The organism is Streptomyces sp. NBC_00683 (assembly GCF_036226745.1).
Classification (GTDB): Bacteria; Actinomycetota; Actinomycetes; order Streptomycetales; family Streptomycetaceae; genus Streptomyces.
The window spans coordinates 7,058,544-7,074,918 of sequence record NZ_CP109013.1 but is presented as its reverse complement, the minus strand read 5'-3'; the positions used below and the strand labels follow the sequence as shown (position 1 = coordinate 7,074,918).

Below are 16,375 nucleotides of genomic sequence, written 5' to 3'. Positions count from 1 at the left end.
CGAGTGGAAAGCTCGAATTACGCGGGCGCCGCCGGAGCCGCGTCGGCTCCTCCTGCCCGTGACCCCTACTCCCCAGGGCCTCGACGGCCCCACCGATCGGGAGGAACGCATCATGGGCGACAGGACGCATACACACACCGGGGCCGCCGGCAGAGCAGCGACGGCCGACCGGCCCGCTTCCGTACGGAACGTGGTGCTGGTCGGCCACAGCGGCTCCGGCAAGACCACTCTGGTCGAGGCTCTCGCGCTCACGGCGGGCGCGGTCAACCGGGCCGGCCGGGTCGAGGACGGCGGCACCGTCTCCGACTACGACGAGATCGAACAACGCCGACAACGTTCCGTACAGCTCTCGCTGGTCCCCGTCGAATGGGGCGGCTACAAGATCAATCTGCTGGACACCCCCGGCTACGCGGATTTCGTCGGGGAACTCAGGGCCGGTCTGCGCGCGGCGGACGCGGCCCTCTTCGTTGTCTCGGCGGCGCAGGAGGCCGACGCGGTCGCGGGCACCACCCGTGCGGTCTGGGAGGAGTGCGCCGCCGTAGGGATGCCTCGCGCGATCGTCGTCACGCACCTGGACACCGCCCGCACCCCCTTCGACGAGATGACCCGGGTCTGCGGCCGGCTCTTCGGCGGCGACGACCCCGACGCCGTGCTCCCCCTGTATCTGCCGGTGCAGGGCCCCGAAGCCCCTGACGGTCATGCCCCGCTGACAGGCCTCACCGGACTCCTCACACAGCGGATCTTCGACTACTCCTCCGGGGAGCGGAGGGAGAACCCGCCCGCCGGCGACGAGCGGGCGCCGCTCCTGGCGGCACGCAACCGGCTCATCGAGGGGATCATCGCCGAGAGCGAGGACGAGACCTTGATGGACCACTACCTCGGCGGTGGCGACATCGACACCGGGACACTCGTCGGCGACCTGGAACGCGCCGTCGCGCGCGGCACCTTCCACCCCGTCCTCACCGCGGCCCCGGCGGTCGACGGCGCGCGCCAGGGGATCGGCACGGTCGAGCTCCTGGACCTGATCACCGGCGGCTTCCCCTCCCCGCTGGAGCGGACCCTCCCCGCGGTCACCACCCCGGAGGGCACCCCGCGCCCCGCACCGGTCTGCGACCCGCAGGGGCCCCTGGTCGCCGAGGTGGTGAAGACGGCGTCCGACCCCTACGTCGGACGCGTCTCCCTCGTACGCGTCTTCTCCGGCACCCTGCGCCCCGACGACACGGTGCACGTGTGCGGCCACGGCCTCACCGACCCGGGGCACGAGGCGCGCCCCTGCCACGACGCGGACGTACGGGTCGGCGCGCTCTCCTCCCCCTTCGGCAAGCAGCAGCGTCCCCTGGACCACTGCATCGCCGGAGACCTCGCGTCCGTCTCCAAGCTGGGCGGGGCCGAGACGGGGGACACGCTCTCCGGTACCGGGGATCCCCTGCTGATGGAGCCGTGGACCATGCCGGACCCGCTGCTGCCCCTGGCGGTGCGCGCGCACAGCAAGGCCGACGAGGACAAGCTCTCCCAGGGCCTGGCCCGGCTCGTCGCCGAGGACCCCACCATGCGCCTGGAGCAGAACAAGGACACCCATCAGGTCGTCCTGTGGTGCATGGGAGAGGCTCAGGCGGACGTCGCGCTGGAGCGGTTGCGCAGCAGGTACGGCGTGCAGGTCGACGCCGTGCCCCACCGGGTGCCCCTGCGGGAGACGTTCGCGTCACGGACCGTCGGGCGGGGCCGCCACGTCAAGCAGTCCGGCGGCCACGGCCAGTTCGCCATCTGCGAGATCGAGGTGGAGCCACTGCCTCCCGGTACGGGCATCGAGTTCGTCGACAAGGTGGTGGGCGGCGCGGTGCCGCGCCAGTTCATCCCGTCCGTCGAGAAGGGCGTGCGCGCCCAGGCGGCCCGCGGCGTCGCGGCGGGGCACCCGCTCGTCGACGTCCGCGTCACCCTGCTCGACGGAAAGTCGCACTCGGTCGACTCGTCCGACGCCGCTTTCCAGACCGCCGGCGCGCTGGCGCTGCGTGAGGCCGCCTCGGACACCCGTATCCAGCTCCTCGAACCGGTCGCCGAGGTCCGGGTGCTGGTCCCCGACGACTACGTGGGAGCCGTGATGAGCGATCTCGCCGGCCGGCGCGGCAGGGTGGTCGGCACCGAGCAGGCAGCCGGGGAGCAGACGCTCGTACGCGCCGAGGTGCCCGAGATCGAGATCGGCAGGTACGCGGTCGATCTACGCTCCCTGTCGCACGGCACCGGACGATTCGACCGGGCGTACGCCCGGCACGAGGCCATGCCTCCCCAACTCGCCGACCGCATCCGCGAAGAGCAGGAAAACGGCACAAACGGAACGTAGCTGACCGGAATTGACTCCTGCCACCCCGTCCCGGCCCCCACGGCCGGGCGGCGTCGCGATCCGGACGATACGCTGTGGTCCCAGCTCAGAAGGTGTGCGACGTACGGTAGTTGGGAAAAGCCGCAGGAGCAGACCAGGCGTCAAGTGGGGGCGGCAGAGTGGCCAACGACGGATTCGATTTCTCTCCCGGAGCGCAGATCCCTCTCCAGGGTTCGGCCGGACAGGCGGTGGCGACCAACGCCCTCGCCTCCGCCGCATACCGCGACAGCGATGTGTCGGAGATCCTCAAGGCCAACAGCGAGTGGCACAAGTCCGAGGTGAAGCCGGGCGACTCCAAGCTCTTCAAGTCCGACTACTTCAAGCCGAATCTCGGTGAGGCGTTCTCCCGCGCCGTCCAGGAACGCACGCTCGGCGGCGACCGCAAGGCCCTCATCCAGTCCTTCGGCACCGACCCGCAGACCGTCGTAGAGCACTGCCTGTCCGCCACCCGGCTGCGCAAGGCGCGCGACACCCGGCTGACCCTGGTGACGGCTCTCTTCGGTTTCGCGTTCCTGCCCGGACTGGTCCTGTGGGTCCTGGCCTTCCGGCTTCGCGACTCCCTCAACAGCTCCAAGGACAAGGTCTTCCAGTCACTGGGCGGCGTCCTTCTCGTCGCCGTCGGTGTCGTCGCCGCGGTCTTCCTGGTCGCCATGCCGGTCACCGGCCTCCTGGCCCTCTATCTCCGCGCGATGGTCGTCGCCCCGGTCATCGGCTGGCTGCTCGCCAAACGGATCGCCGAGACGTCCGCCAAGGACATGCGCGACCGCTGGGAGGGACTCCTCTCCGGCACCGGCGTCCGGGCCAAGATCCCCGAGGCCGTACCGAAGAACCCCAACGAGACCGCCCGCGAGGCCCTGCGCCAGGGCCTGGAGAAGCTCTCCGCCGAGCAGCAGTCCAACGCGGTCTTCTACGCCGGCCCCAAGGGCATCCTCGGCATGGGCACCCGCTGGGGCAGCTGGCAGCTCGCCGAGGAGCTCGTACCCAAGGACCCCACCAAGGAGATCCACCAGTTCCGCAGCTGGGACCTGATACGGGTCATCCACGACCAGCTCAAGATGCTGGAGCGCGGCCCCCTGAACACCGGAGGCTTCCCCACTCCCTCCGTCAAGCACTGGATCGTGTCGCCCGTCGGTGAGAACGCCGACTCCGTCTCGCGCCCCCAGGGCGAGGACGTCGCCACCTTCCAGGTCAAGCCCCACGAGATACAGCGGATCTGCAACCACCAGCAGTTCGGCAGCGGGGACCGGCACTACCTGGGCGTCCAGTTCACCCTCTGGGACGGCCAGTTGGTGATCACGATGCTGATCACCGTCACCGTGCTCCACGAGACCCTGCGGATCGAGGTCACCGGACACGCACTGGGTCCGGTCCACTCGCTCTTCCTCTCCAAGCCCGAAGCCGAGACGAAGACGGTGAAGAAGGCCGTCAAGTTCTGGGAGACCCGCAAGATCACGCTCCCCCTCGTCAAGGCGAAGGAGGTCGTCAGGCTCGCGCTGCGTGCCCCGTTCACCTGGTACCCGCCGCTGCTCGACTACCTCGGCGGCAAGATCGTCCTCCCCGAGCCCTTCGGCCTGCGCCACGCCTGGGCCGCCAAGCCGTGGGGCCACCGCTTCATGGCCGACGACGCCATGCGGGCGGCCACCCCCGTCCTGCGGTCCGTGCACTCCGCCGCCATGCGGGTCCTGAAGGAGAACGGCGTCGACACCGAACGCTTCGACAACCGCTCCATGATCCTCAGCGGTCTCGTCCAGGACCCGGCACCGCGGAAGGCCGACGTCTACGACGCATGACGACGCACCTGTGGGCGCCCCCGGCCTTCCGGCCGGGGGCGCCCACACACGTGCGGAGAGACTCAGCCGGAGGGCTGTTCGGCCGGCCACACACCGGCCAGCATCGCCCGGGTGTCCCCCAGCAGCTGAGGCAGCACCTTGGTGTGGGCGACGACCGGCATGAAGTTGGTGTCCCCGCCCCAGCGCGGCACCACATGCTGGTGCAGGTGCGCGGCGATTCCCGCCCCGGCCTCCGCACCCTGGTTCATCCCGATGTTGAAACCGTGAGCTCCGGAGGCCGCACGCAGCGCGACCATCGCCCGCTTGGTGAAATCGGCGAGTTCGGCCGTCTCCGGGCCGTCCAGCTCCGTGTAGTCCGCGACGTGCCGGTACGGCACGACCATCAGGTGCCCGCCGTTGTACGGGTACAGATTGAGCACGGCGTAGACCTTCTCGCCGCGCGCGACGACGAGCCCGTCCTCGTCCGACTTGGAGGGAATCACGCAGAACGGACAGCCGTCCTCGGCCCCCGGACCGTTCGGCTTGTTCTCACCCTGGATGTAGGCCATCCGGTGGGGCGTCCACAGGCGCTGGAACGCGTCGGGCGTCCCCACTCCGATCTGCTGCTCCGGCTCACTCGTCATGCCGGTCAGCATATTGCTTCACCCCGGCGGAGCGTGTCGCCGGGGCCCGACCGGGCAGCGCACCGCGATGCTGGGGCCATGAGCGACCGCACCGACTCTCCGGCACCCCTCCGGCTCACGGAATGGGAGCAGCGTACGGAGGTCCCGCTCTTCGTCGCGGCGCTGATCTTCCTCACCGGCTACGCGGTACGCGTCCTCGCCCCCCAGGACAGCGAACCGTGGCCCGACATCGCCCTCGCCCTGGTCGCCGCCACCTGGCTGCTCTTCGCGGTGGACTACGGCGTGCGGCTCCGCCTCAGCGGCCTGGGCCGGCACTTCGTACGCACCCACTGGCTGGACACCGTGGTCCTCGTGCTGCCCCTGCTGCGCCCCCTGCGTGTGGTGCAGATCTACACGGCGGTCCAGAAGCGCCGGGACGAGCCACGGCTGAGCCTGTACGCCCGCGTGATCGCCTACGCGGGGCTCACGACCGTACTGCTCGGCTTCTCGGCGTCGCTCGCCGTGTACCACGTGGAGCACACGGCCCCGGACGCCAGCATCCGTACGTTCGGCGACGCGGTGTGGTGGGCGTGCGCGACGCTCACGACGGTGGGGTACGGGGACGCCGTGCCGGTCACGTTTCCCGGCCGGGTCATCGCGACGGGTCTGATGGCCTGCGGGCTGGCCCTGCTGGGGGCGGTGACGGGTTCGTTCTCGTCGTGGCTGCTGCAGGTGTTCGCCCGTGAGGACGAGAAGAGGCCCCCGGGGAGCGTGTAGCTCACCGGGGGCCTCATCGAGCAGGGATCACACCTGGACGCGTCGCTCCACCACGTCGACGAGCTTGGCGATCGCTTCGTCGCGGGCGATGCCGTTCTCCTGCGAACCGTCGCGGTGGCGGAAGGACACCGTGCCCGCGTTCATGTCCTCGTCACCGACGATGATCATGAAGGGCACCTTGGCGCGCTGGTGGTTGCGGATCTTCTTCTGCATCCGGTCCGAAGAAGCGTCCACCTCCACCCGCAGGCCCTTCTTCCGCGCCTCGGCGGCGAACTCCTGGAGGTACGGGATGTGGGTGTCACCGATCGGGATGCCGACCGCCTGGACCGGGGCCAGCCAGACCGGGAACGCCCCCGCGTAGTGCTCGAGCAGCACCGCGAAGAAACGCTCGATGGAGCCGAACAGCGCGCGGTGGATCATGACCGGGCGCTGCTTGGTGCCGTCCGGGCCGGTGTACTCCAGGTCGAAGCGCTCCGGCAGGTTGAAGTCGAGCTGCACGGTCGACATCTGCCAGGTACGGCCGATGGCGTCCTTGCACTGCACCGAGATCTTCGGGCCGTAGAAGGCGGCGCCGCCCGGGTCCGGGACCAGGGGCAGGCCCTGCTTCTCGGCGACCTGGCGCAGCGTCTCGGTGGCCTCTTCCCAGACCTCGTCGGAGCCGACGAACTTCTCCGGGTCCTTGGTGGAGAGCTCCAGGTAGAAGTCGGTCAGTCCGTAGTCGCGCAGGAGGTTCAGGACGAAGGTGAGCGTCCGGTCGAGCTCCTCCGCCATCTGCTCCTTGGTGCAGTAGATGTGCGCGTCGTCCTGGGTGAAGCCGCGCGAGCGGGTCAGCCCGTGGACGACACCCGACTTCTCGTACCGGTACACCGTGCCGAACTCGAAGAGGCGCAGCGGGAGTTCGCGGTAGGAGCGGCCGCGCGCGTCGAAGATCAGGTTGTGCATCGGGCAGTTCATCGGCTTGAGGTAGTAGTCCACCCCGTCGTCGAGCTGCATGGGCGGGTACATGCCGTCCGCGTACCAGTCCAGGTGGCCGGACTTCTCGAAGAGCTTGCCCTTGGTCGCGTGGGGGCTGTAGACGAACTCGTAGCCCTCCTCCTCGTGGCGGCGCCGCGAGTAGTCCTCCATGGCCCGGCGGATGACGCCGCCCTTGGGGTGGAAGACGGCGAGGCCGGGGCCGATCTCGTCGGGGAAGGAGAAGAGGTCCAGCTCGTTGCCGAGCTTGCGGTGGTCGCGCTTGGCGGCCTCCTCCAGGAACTCCAGGTGCGCCTTGAGCTCGTCCTTGGTGGGCCACGCGGTGCCGTAGATGCGCTGCAGCATGGGGTTCTTCTCGCTGCCCCGCCAGTACGCCGCGGCGTTCCGCATCAGCTTGAACGCGGGGATGAACCGGGTGGTGGGCAGGTGCGGACCGCGGCAGAGGTCCTTCCAGCACAGCTCGCCGGTCTTGGCGTCGAAGTTGTCGTAGATGGTCAGCTCGCCGCCGCCCACCTCGACGTCCGCGCCGTCGTCCGAGGAGGCCGAGCCCTTGATGCCGATGAGCTCCAGCTTGTACGGCTCGTCGGCGAGCTCCTCACGGGCGGCCTCGTCGGTGACCACCCGGCGGGAGAACCGCTGCCCCCGCTTCTGGATCTCCTGCATCTTCTTCTCGATGGCCTTGAGGTCCTCGGGCGTGAACGGCTTCTCGACGTCGAAGTCGTAGTAGAAGCCGTCCTTGACCGGCGGGCCGATGCCCAGCTTGGCGTCCGGGTGCAGCTCCTGCACGGCCTGCGCCATCACATGCGCGGTGGAGTGCCGCAGGATGTTGAGGCCGTCCTCGGAGGAGATCTCGACGGGCTCGACGACTTCGCCGTCCTTGAGCTCGTACGCGAGGTCCCGCAGCTCCCCCTCGACCCGTGCGGCGACGACGGTGCGCTGTCCGGGGAAGAGCTCGCCGGCCGTCGTTCCCGTCGTCACCACGTGCTCTTCCCGCTCGGAATCGCGTTGGATGATCACACGGACGTCTGACACCGGTCTCTCCTGACTGAGGGGGTGCGTCGCATTCCTCTGCGCGCAAGAGGAATCGTACCGAGCCGGAGGCCCCGGACGCGAAAGGGATACCGCGGGGGTACCCCGGGGGCTATCCCTCGTCCCCCGTGCAGGCCTCCTCGAAGAAGTCGACGTTCTCCTGGAGCGACTTCATCAGCCGGTCCCGCTCGGCCTCGTCCACCTGGACGGGCGCGACCTGCGAGGCTCCGGTGAGCCGCCGGAAGCCGCCCCGGTTCTCCAGCCGGCCCTCCACCCGCAGCGGCAGGCCCACGAGGTGGGCGTGGCCCGCGATCCGGTACGCCTCCTCGTCGAGCTCGATCCGGACGTGCGCGACCTCGGCCCCGGCCAGCACCCGCAGCCGCACGATGCCCGGGCCGCGGGGCCCGGAGCGGCGCAGCCGTACGACTGCCCCGGTGATCCGTACCGGAACGGCGGGCTCGTCCTGGAGGTAGCGCACCCCTGCCAGCCGCAGGGCGGGCAGGTCGCCCGGGGAGAACTCGACGGGTTCGGGCCGCGCGGGGCAGCCCTCGGGCGTACCGGCGGCGGGCGCCCAGTCCAGCGTGATCCTGGTGCCTTCCGATCCCCGGACCAGAGCGACGACCGCCTCGGTCAGCTCCCTGCTGACCCCCGCCGCGACGGCGCTGTCGAACGCTTCCATGCCTCCGGTGGCGCGCTGGTAGTCGACGGCCTCCCTGGTGGCGTGCAGTGCCTGGTAGAGCTGTACGGCGACGGCCCGCCCGGAGGCGACGGGGACGAACACGGTGAGGCGGCGGCCGCCCGGCGCGGGTCCGACGAGTGTGCCGTCCAGGGCCGCCCGCGCCTTCCCCCGGTGGCGTGCGCCGTGGTAGCCGGTGAGACCGCGTACGGCGAGTGCTCCGGCGAGCAGGATCTGCCGGGCGGCCGTGCGCAGTTGTTCGGCCTCCGTCCAGCCCGCGGCTCCGGCCGTCTCCTCGGGCACATCACGCCACCAGCGGATCTCGTCGCTGGGCACGGTGAGGGAGACGAGCACGTCACGTGCCGACGGCGCGGCGCTGCGGGCGAGCGCGGTGAGGGCTTCGGCGAGCAGGTCCTCGCTGTCCGGGAAGGCGGCGGTGTCGGGCACGAGCAGGCTGGTGCCCGCGGCGGCGGAACCGGGCGGGGTCCACCGGCTGTAGCGCCCGGTGGCTCCCCCGCGACGGCGCCAGCCGTGCCGGCGCAGGAGCGTGCCGAGTACGGCCGGGTCGACGAGGGCGGGGTCGGGCCCCTGGTCCACGTCCTCGGCGTAGGGGTGCGCGCGCGTGCCCGCCGGCGTCGTCCCGCCGGCGGGCTCGTCCATCGACCGGTGCATCAGGGTCTCCCTCCCGCCCCGACCCGGGCCATGATCTCGCAGAGTGCTCGGTCGTCGAAGATCCGCGAGGTCGGGATCCGCACAGTGGTCCTGTGCCGGCCCGTCACCGCGTGGCCGGCCAGGTTGGTCCAGTAGCAGCAGTGCCGCAGGTCGAGACGGTCGTGCCCGGCCCGCAGCCAGTCGTCCTGGCTGCGGGGCACGATCATCACGACGAGGATCTTGTGCACCGACACGGGTGTCCGTGCGAGCTTCACGAGGTGCGCGTTGTCGAGCGTGAAGGAGAACGCCGCGCCAGGTGGGTGCGGGGGAATCTGGTAGGTGCACTTGAGCTGCACCTTGATGGTCACTTCGTCGTCGACGGTGTGGTCGGGGGCGCCGTGGCTGACATGCCAGTCGATGCCGTTGTCGGGAAAGGGCTGCGACAGGGAACATCCCGCCGCGGCCGCTACCGCGTGCAAGTAGCCCACCTGGAGGGTCTCCATGCAGGCGGTGGTGGCGAGTGTGCCGCGCAGTGGTGGTGCGATCCGCTGCGGCGGCGGTCCTCCCCCGTAGTCCTCGGCGCGGGCGGGACCCCCTGGGTTCGGCTGCGCGAGCGCCATGGCTCCGTGTGCCTTCCGGGCTGTGCCGACCGGTTGCCCGGTCTCCGCTGACGGGACGGCCAACTTCCTTTCCCGTCTCCTGTGTTGTCACCGCAGGAGACCGCCCGCAAACGGCGTATCAGGCAAAGGGCCCGGGTATCACCGAATCGGGCAGAGGAATCCCGTCATCTGCCGAGCAGGGGCGAGGAGTTCGGGGATGATGCACTGGTTCGAAGGGCCGCTGGCCGCTTTTGACACGGAGACAACAGGCGTGGACGTCGAGGAGGACCGGATCGTTTCGGCCGCTCTCGTCGTCCAGGACACCGCGGGCGGACGCCTTCGCGTCACCCGCTGGCTGGTCAATCCGGGGATACCGGTACCCGTCGGGGCCACCGAGATCCACGGTCTGACCGACGACCATCTGCAGCGCAACGGCCGGTGGCCCGCACCGGTCGTCGAGGAGATAGCGAGGGCGCTGGCCGAGCAGTGCGCGACGGGCCGGCCGCTCGTCGTGATGAACGCGCCGTTCGACCTGACGCTGCTGGACCGGGAGCTGAAGCGGCACCGGGCGTCGTCGCTGGGCGCGTATCTGCAGAACACGCCCCTGTGCGTGCTGGACCCGCGTGTCCTGGACAAGCATCTGGACCGCTACCGCAAGGGCCGCCGCACGCTAACGGATCTGTGCGAGCTGTACGGGGTGGTGCTGGACGGGGCGCATGACGCGGCGGCCGACGCGGCGGCATCGCTGGAGCTGGTGCGCGCGGTGGGGCGGCGGTTCTCCGCCCGGCTGGAGCGGTTGTCGCCGGCCGAGCTGCACTCGTTGCAGGCGGTGTGGCACGCGGCGCAGGCACGCGGTCTGCAGGCGTGGTTCGAGAAGAACGGCGAGGCGGAGGCGGTGGATCCGGCGTGGCCGCTGCGTCCGGAGCTGCCGGCGGCGGCCTGATCCCGGGCCGGGTACGCGAAAGCCGGTCCGTCGGTGGTGCTGACGGACCGGCTTTTCCCGGGTGGGCGATACTGGTTTCGAACCAGTGACCTCTTCGGTGTGAACGAAGCGCTCTCCCACTGAGCTAATCGCCCGGGAACGGGTTGAACCATACAGGGCCCGGCGGGCTACGTTCAAACTCCTTGCAGCCATGCCGCCAGCCCGCGGCGTCCGGCGCGCATCATCAGCGTGTGATTGGCGCGGAAGACGAGGCGTCCGGGCACGGCGAGGCGGCGCAGCAGCCTCTTGCGGACGACGGCCTCCTGCTCGTAGAGCACACGGCTCCCGCCGTCGTGCGCGGTGACGGTCCAGCGGACCCAGCCTTCGAGATCGCCGGTCATGGCGGCCTGGAGGATCCGTGACGCGGGGTCGCGGCGGCTCTGCCTGACGGTCACGACCAGGTCGTACGGGAGGAAGGAGCGGAAGCGTGTCGTGGCGGAGGTGTCGTCGACGGGGGTGACCTCGCGGACCTGAGGCCACCACCGGGGGTAGTCCTCGGCGCCTTCCAGGGCCGCGTACACGGTGTCGGGAGCGGCGGGCAGGTCCCAGACGCTGGTGAAGCGGTAGTGGTTCCAGTCCATGGGTCCAGTCTGCGCGTGCCGGACCTACTCAGTGACGGAACTGAGTATCCGAGCGCATGTACGAGCGTGTGGTCGGCGCCACACTCCCAACATGGAACATGTGCCGCCACCCGCCGAGGAATTGGCGCTCCTCGACCAAGAACTTGTCCGGCTCGACGCCCGTCGGCTGCAGCTGCTGAACCGGCGCGCCTGGCTGATGGAGGTGCTGCGCCCGCCGGTCGCGCCGCCTCCGTTCGCGGCACCTCCCGCACGGCTTCCTGCCGCGCCGTTCGGCTGGGGGCCGCAGGCCGTCCCTGCTGCCCCGGCGGCCGGTGCGTCCGGTGCGTCCGGTGTGCAGAACGTGCTGCTGGTCCTCGGCGGTCTGCTGCTGACGATCGCGGCGATCGCGTTCACCCTGTTCAGCTGGGGCGAGATGGGCATCGCCGGCCGTTCGGCGGTGCTGGCGACGGTGACGGTGGCCGCACTCGCGGCTCCCGCGCTGCTGCTGAGGCGCAAGTTGTCCGCGACGGCGGAGGCGCTGGCGGCACTGGCGATGGTGCTGACCGTGCTGGACGCGTACGCGCTGCACGCGGTGGCCCTGCCGGACACGGACGGGCTGGGCTTCGCCGCGGTCTCGTCCGCGGTGCTGACGGCGTTGTGGACGGCGTACGGCCTGGCGCTGGGGCGGCTGCGGCTGCCGCTGCCCGCTGCCGTGGTGGCGGGGCAGCTTCCGCTGGTGCTGGGTGCGTGGGCCGCCGGGGCGCAGGCGGCGGTCTTCGGCTGGGCACTGCTGGTGACGGCGGCCGCGGATGTCGCGGTGACGCTGTGGGGCCGCGGGCTCGCGGTGCGGATCACGGCGGGCGTCGGGGCGGCATCGACCGGGCTGATCGCGATGCTGATCGGCCTGGGCCAGTCCGTGTCGGCCGATGGACCGCTCGCGGCCGCGGGCCCGGGGGCGCTGTTGCTGGGCGGTGCGGCGGTGGCGCTGTTCGGGGCGTGGCGCGCGCCGAAGGAGTGGGCCGTTGCCGCGGGAGCGGTGGCGGGTCTCGCCGCGGTGGCGGCGGTGGGCGGTGTGCTGCGTACGGGGCTGCCGTGGAACTGGTCGGTGGTGGTGTACCTGCTGTGCGGTGCCGCGCTGACGGCGGTGGTACGGGTCCGGGTTCCGCAGCCGGTGGGCCGGGGTGTGCTGGTGGCGTCCGCGGCGGTGACGGCGGGTGCGGTGCTGTGGGCGTTGCCCGCGGTGGCCGCTGTGCTGCTGGGGCCGGTGTCTGTGCTGACCGATGTGTGGGCCGGGACACCGGGGAGTTTCCGGGGCGCGCTGGGACCGTCGATGCCGTGGCCGGAGTCGGCCGCATCGCCGGTGGTGCTGGTGCTGGTGGCAGGCCTGTCGGCGGCTCTGTACGCCGGGTGGGACCGGGTGCGCGGCACGCTGCTGTCGCCCCGGCCGGGGTGGCGTGTCGTTGCGGCGGCCGGCGCGATGGTCCTGGGCTGGGGTGCGGCGCTGACGCTTCCGGCGGTGGTGGACGTGCCGTACGCGGTGGCGGTGGGCGTGGAACTGGTGCTGGTGGCGGGGCTGCTGGCGGTCGCCGTGCGGCAGGGGGCCGGCGCGCTCGGGCTCACGGCTCTGGTGTGCGCGCTCGTGGGCGCGGCGAGTGCGGGCCTGCTCGCACTCGCCGCCGAACCGGCCACGTACGCGGTGTTCGTGTGCCTGTTGGTGCTGTTCGCGGGTGCGGCCGCCCGGTCGGGGTCGGCTGCGGTGCAGTCGGTTCTGGCCGGCGCCTCCGTCCTGTGCGCGATCGTGCCCGTTTCGGCGGCGGGGGCTTCGCTGGGGTGGAGCGCGCCGCACACGGCTCCCTTGGTCCTGGTCGTTCCCGCGGTGACGGTGCTGCTCGGGGCACGGCTGCGGGTGGCCGCCGTGGCGTTGACGCTGGAGCTCACCGGGGCCTTCGGAGCGTTGGTGGCCGTGGGGCTCGCGGTGACGGACGCGCCCTTCCTGGCCCTGGTCCTGGCGCTGTGCGGGGTGCTGGCCGCGGGTACCGCGGTGCGGCCCGACCGCCGGCCGGTGGCGGGGTACCTGGCGGCGGCGCTGTTCGTGATGGCGGCGTGGGTGCGGCTGGTGGCTTCGGAGGTGTCGGACCCGGAGGCGTACACCCTGCCGGTGTCGGTGATCGCTTTCGTGGTCGGGTACCTGCGCCGTCGCACGGACCCGGCCGCGTCCTCCTGGGTGGCGTACGGCCCCGCGCTCTCGATGACGATGGTGCCGAGCCTCGTGGTGGCGTGGGTCGATCCGCACTGGCTGCGGCCCCTGCTGCTGGGCGTGGCGGCGCTCGTGGTCACGCTGGCGGGCGCCCGCTTCCGGCTTCAGGCGCCCCTGGTGCTGGGCGGTTCGGTCCTGGCCCTGGTCGGGCTCCACGAGCTGGCCCCCCATGTCGTCCAGGTCTTCGACGCACTCCCCCGCTGGGCGCCCCCGGCGCTCGCCGGGCTGCTGCTGCTCGCGCTCGGGGCGACGTACGAACAGCGGCTGCGCGACGCGCGCCGGGTGCGGGAGAGCCTCGGCCGGATGCGCTAGGGCATCTTGTCCCCGACGAGTGCGAGGTTCTGGATCGCCGCGAGTCCGTACAGGGCGGTGGAGTTGGTGCTGACCCAGGCCGCCTCACTGCCCGGTACGGGGCCGGTCGGTCCCTCGACCTTGTGGGTGCTCCAGTCGGTGCTCTCCTTGTAGTCCCAGGCGTCGGCGCTGCTGTAGAACTGCTTCCACGCCCGGGTGGCCAGGGTGACGTCGCCGGTCCGTATGGCGGCGTAGGCGTCCTGGCGGGAGTGGCCCTGGAACAGCAGCAGGGTGCCGAAGTTGCTGCCGTAGCGGGCGGTCTGTTCCGCCTTGGTGGCGTTGAAGTAGCGGCAGTAGTCGATCCAGGCAGCCTCGAACTTCGGCATGTCGATCATGTCGATGAGTTCGGCGTTGAGCTCGACCAGGCCGAACATCGCCGACAGGTGCGAGACGCCGACCGCGGGCTTCTCGGCTATCGCGAACTTGCCGGTGTCGAGGTCGTACAGACCGACGCCCTGGACGAAGCCGTTGGGCTGGGCGGCGATGGTCTCCATGGTGGACAGCACCCGGTCCCTGGCCTTCTCCCACTTGGGGCCGCGGCGCTCCCACTCGGTGAGCCAGGCGGAGACGAGGCCGCTCCAGTCGGTACCGAAGCCGATCGACAGGGCGTGCCGGTCGGGGGTGTAGGGCTCGGTGCGGATCTTGCGGATGGGGTCCAGCGCGAGGAAGGTCTCGTCGGAGTCGACATTGGCGTGCATGAGGTCGCCGACGCGCTCGTCCGCGGTGAGGAAGTAGAACATGCGGCGGTAGGTGGTGTTGGCGATGCGCTGCTGCTTGGCGCTGTCGGCGTAGTGCTGGACGCCGTGGCGCGTGCCGAGTCCCGCCCACTTGCCGAGGTGGTAGACGTCGACCTCGCCGGTGTGCCGGGTCATGGCTTCGGCGAAGCGGTAGATGTCGGCGCGGCCCGAGCGCATGTACGCGTACCAGAGCCACAGGTCGGGCGAGAGCTCGGAGTTGTCCCAGGCGTAGCCGCCGACGTCGTAGCACCACTGGTGGCGGGTGGGGTCGTAGGTGTGCATGATGTCGCCGTAGTCCCAGAAGCCGTACCAACGGCGCATCTCCACCTGGTCCTTGTAGTACGTGAAGAGGAAGTCCAGGTGGTCCTCGATCTTCGACTTTGCGGCGGTGGACCGGTCGGGTTCGGCGAAGAGCCCGCCGAAGACCCTGGCCTTGATGAGCTGCTTGGGCGGCGCGGCGAGCTGGGGCGGGGTGCGTACGGCGTCGACCTGCTGGGCGAGGGTCTCGGCGGCGGGGGTGGACTCGTTGGCCCAGAAGAGGAGTTCACTCGTCCGCGCGATGCCGTACGGGGTGCCGAAGCCGGGTTCGTAGTCCTCGTAGGTGATGTTGAGGCCTTCGAGCTGTTCGGCGTAGGTGTCCTGTTCCATGCCGTCGTGGTAGAAGCGCAGGTCCATGGGCCGGGCCTCGGGCGACCAGAGCCAGAGGGTGACCTCGGCCTCGTCGGTCTGGGCCGCGCGGATGTCGAGCTGGGCGGGGTGCTTCTCCCAGAAGTCGCGCAGTCCGAAGGAGAATCCGCCGCTCGGCCCGCCGACGTATCCGAAGCCGGAGGCCCGCGTGCCGCCTCCGGCGGCGATCCAGCCGTGGCCCTTCTTCGTGCGCTTGCGCAGCCCGAAGCCGTCGGCGGAGAGCTGGGAGAGCGTGTAGTCGCCCCACTCGGGGATGTACTGGAGCCGGGTGGTGACCCGCTGGTCCCAGGTGGCGGGATCGGGGAGCTTCCGGCCTGCGAACTGTGCCTCGCGCACGGCGACCCCGGGGTCGCGGCGCAGTCCGGTGATGCCCTTCACGGCCTCGCGCAGGAGGCCGGTGCCGTCGCCGCCGATGCGGATGTGGCGGTCGTGGGCGGCATCGCGCATCGGGACGCCGAAGCGGACACCGAGGCCGCGGATGAAGTCGCCGCTCGCCTTTCCGGGTTCCTGGGTGCCGTCGTAGGTGATGGTGTGCATCATCCGGAAGGAGTCGGCGCCCGCGTAGAAGTAGAACCGTACGGAGAACGGCATCCAGGAGCGGGAGCCCTTGCGGTGCTTGCCGTCGATGCGCACGACGGCGCGGACGGGGCCGTCCTGCTCCGTCTCGGCCGTGTCGATGACGCTCTCGAAGCGCTCGTACTTCTCGTTGCCCTGGTCGCCGTCCTCGATCTCGCCCTGGCGCAGCAGGACGAGCCGTCCGTTGCGGGCGATTTCGGTGGAGCCGCGGGTGACGGTCTTGACCAGGGCCGAGCCGTTGGTGCCGAGTTCGGCCCTGATCACCCCGGTGGAGACGGTGATGGTGCCGCCCGTGCGGGTGACGGTGACCTTGTTCTCCGGGGCGGCGGGCGTCCCGGTGGTGAGTGCGAACTTCTTCGCGGTGACCTCGGGGCCGACCGCGTGCGCGGTCCACTTGAGCGAGCCGTCGGGCCAGTAGCCGATCGGCCAGGTCTGTACGGGGACGTCCTTGCCGTCCTCGGTGGCCAGCGCGAACGTCTGGTCCTTCGCGTACTGCCCCTGGGGCCAGGGCACACCGAGCGTGGATCCGGGGGCGGCGCCGAGGCCGCCGGACTCGAGCCAGGTGAGGGGGACGGGCTCGGCGGTGCTCTCCGCACCCTGGGCTGCGGTCGCGGTGGTGGCGCCGAAGGACCAGCTGAACTGGGCGGCTGCGCCGGCCGCCGCTGCGGCCTTCAGGAGTGTTCTGCGGGGCATCCTGGACATGGTTGTGCCTCTCTCCGTGCGGATGGGGGACATCGAAAGGGCGGTACGGG

General features: G+C 70.9%; 11 protein-coding genes and 1 tRNA gene. 5 read left to right on the top strand and 7 right to left on the bottom strand.

Annotation, left to right across the window (positions count from 1 at the left end; genetic code table 11):
- Positions 1-112: 112 nt before the first annotated feature.
- Both OG257_RS31575 and OG257_RS31570 read left to right on the top strand, forming a co-directional pair.
- Positions 113-2,338: an elongation factor G-like protein EF-G2 gene (locus OG257_RS31575; RefSeq protein ID WP_329212901.1), complete on the top strand. Its 2,226-nt coding sequence runs from the start codon at positions 113-115 to the stop codon at positions 2,336-2,338.
- A gap of 158 nt (positions 2,339-2,496) precedes the next feature.
- A complete protein-coding gene (locus OG257_RS31570; protein WP_329212900.1) occupies positions 2,497-4,167 on the top strand; it encodes a hypothetical protein in 1,671 nt (556 codons plus the stop codon).
- A gap of 62 nt (positions 4,168-4,229) precedes the next feature.
- Here the strand turns inward: OG257_RS31570 and OG257_RS31565 are convergent, their stop codons facing one another.
- Positions 4,230-4,802 (bottom strand): HIT family protein, encoded by a 573-nt coding sequence (locus OG257_RS31565; protein ID WP_329212899.1) that lies wholly within the window; start codon positions 4,800-4,802, stop codon positions 4,230-4,232.
- Positions 4,803-4,868: 66 nt separating this feature from the next.
- Between OG257_RS31565 and OG257_RS31560 the strand changes: the two genes are divergently transcribed.
- Positions 4,869-5,546: a potassium channel family protein gene (locus OG257_RS31560; RefSeq protein ID WP_329212898.1), complete on the top strand. Its 678-nt coding sequence runs from the start codon at positions 4,869-4,871 to the stop codon at positions 5,544-5,546.
- Between the two features lie 27 nt (positions 5,547-5,573).
- Here the strand turns inward: OG257_RS31560 and thrS are convergent, their stop codons facing one another.
- The 3 genes from thrS to OG257_RS31545 form a co-directional block, all read right to left on the bottom strand.
- Positions 5,574-7,550 carry a threonine--tRNA ligase gene (thrS, locus tag OG257_RS31555; protein WP_329212897.1) on the bottom strand — a complete coding sequence of 659 codons (1,977 nt, stop codon included), beginning with the start codon at positions 7,548-7,550 and terminating at the stop codon, positions 5,574-5,576.
- Positions 7,551-7,659: 109 nt separating this feature from the next.
- Complete coding sequence (locus OG257_RS31550) at positions 7,660-8,895, bottom strand: hypothetical protein (RefSeq protein ID WP_329212896.1); 1,236 nt, start codon at positions 8,893-8,895, stop codon at positions 7,660-7,662.
- Positions 8,895-9,494, bottom strand: coding sequence for a DUF4365 domain-containing protein (locus OG257_RS31545; RefSeq protein ID WP_329212895.1), 600 nt, complete (start codon positions 9,492-9,494; stop codon positions 8,895-8,897). Before OG257_RS31545 ends, OG257_RS31550 begins: the two co-directional genes overlap by 1 nt.
- Positions 9,495-9,690: 196 nt before the next feature.
- Between OG257_RS31545 and OG257_RS31540 the strand changes: the two genes are divergently transcribed.
- Complete coding sequence (locus OG257_RS31540; protein ID WP_329212894.1) at positions 9,691-10,416, top strand: 3'-5' exonuclease; 726 nt, start codon at positions 9,691-9,693, stop codon at positions 10,414-10,416.
- A gap of 62 nt (positions 10,417-10,478) precedes the next feature.
- On the opposite strand, the gene OG257_RS31535 is transcribed toward OG257_RS31540, so the two are convergent.
- A tRNA-Val gene (locus OG257_RS31535) sits at positions 10,479-10,550 on the bottom strand.
- Positions 10,551-10,589: 39 nt separating this feature from the next.
- The gene (locus OG257_RS31530) at positions 10,590-11,036 is read right to left on the bottom strand and encodes an SRPBCC family protein (protein ID WP_329212893.1); all 447 of its coding nucleotides are present in this window, start codon (positions 11,034-11,036) and stop codon (positions 10,590-10,592) included.
- A 91-nt stretch (positions 11,037-11,127) separates the two neighbouring features.
- On the opposite strand from OG257_RS31530, the gene OG257_RS31525 reads away from it, so the two are divergent.
- The gene (locus OG257_RS31525; protein WP_329212892.1) at positions 11,128-13,584 is read left to right on the top strand and encodes an SCO7613 C-terminal domain-containing membrane protein; all 2,457 of its coding nucleotides are present in this window, start codon (positions 11,128-11,130) and stop codon (positions 13,582-13,584) included.
- Here the strand turns inward: OG257_RS31525 and OG257_RS31520 are convergent.
- Entirely contained in the window at positions 13,581-16,325 is a 2,745-nt protein-coding gene (locus tag OG257_RS31520) for an exo-rhamnogalacturonan lyase family protein (RefSeq protein ID WP_329212891.1), read from the bottom strand. The two genes, OG257_RS31525 and OG257_RS31520, sit on opposite strands and share 4 nt — an antisense overlap.
- Positions 16,326-16,375 lie beyond the last annotated feature (50 nt).

What these genes read in the sequence shown, in the direction of transcription:
- OG257_RS31545 (WP_329212895.1), bottom strand. Translation starts at nt 9,494, where the DNA reads ATGGCGCTCGCGCAGCCGAACCCAGGGGGTCCCGCCCGCGCCGAGGAC.
- OG257_RS31575 (WP_329212901.1), top strand. Translation starts at nt 113, where the DNA reads ATGGGCGACAGGACGCATACACACACCGGGGCCGCCGGCAGAGCAGCG.
- OG257_RS31550 (WP_329212896.1), bottom strand. Translation starts at nt 8,895, where the DNA reads ATGCACCGGTCGATGGACGAGCCCGCCGGCGGGACGACGCCGGCGGGC.
- OG257_RS31560 (WP_329212898.1), top strand. Translation starts at nt 4,869, where the DNA reads ATGAGCGACCGCACCGACTCTCCGGCACCCCTCCGGCTCACGGAATGG.
- OG257_RS31525 (WP_329212892.1), top strand. Translation starts at nt 11,128, where the DNA reads ATGGAACATGTGCCGCCACCCGCCGAGGAATTGGCGCTCCTCGACCAA.
- OG257_RS31565 (WP_329212899.1), bottom strand. Translation starts at nt 4,802, where the DNA reads ATGCTGACCGGCATGACGAGTGAGCCGGAGCAGCAGATCGGAGTGGGG.
- OG257_RS31540 (WP_329212894.1), top strand. Translation starts at nt 9,691, where the DNA reads ATGATGCACTGGTTCGAAGGGCCGCTGGCCGCTTTTGACACGGAGACA.
- OG257_RS31530 (WP_329212893.1), bottom strand. Translation starts at nt 11,036, where the DNA reads ATGGACTGGAACCACTACCGCTTCACCAGCGTCTGGGACCTGCCCGCC.
- OG257_RS31520 (WP_329212891.1), bottom strand. Translation starts at nt 16,325, where the DNA reads ATGTCCAGGATGCCCCGCAGAACACTCCTGAAGGCCGCAGCGGCGGCC.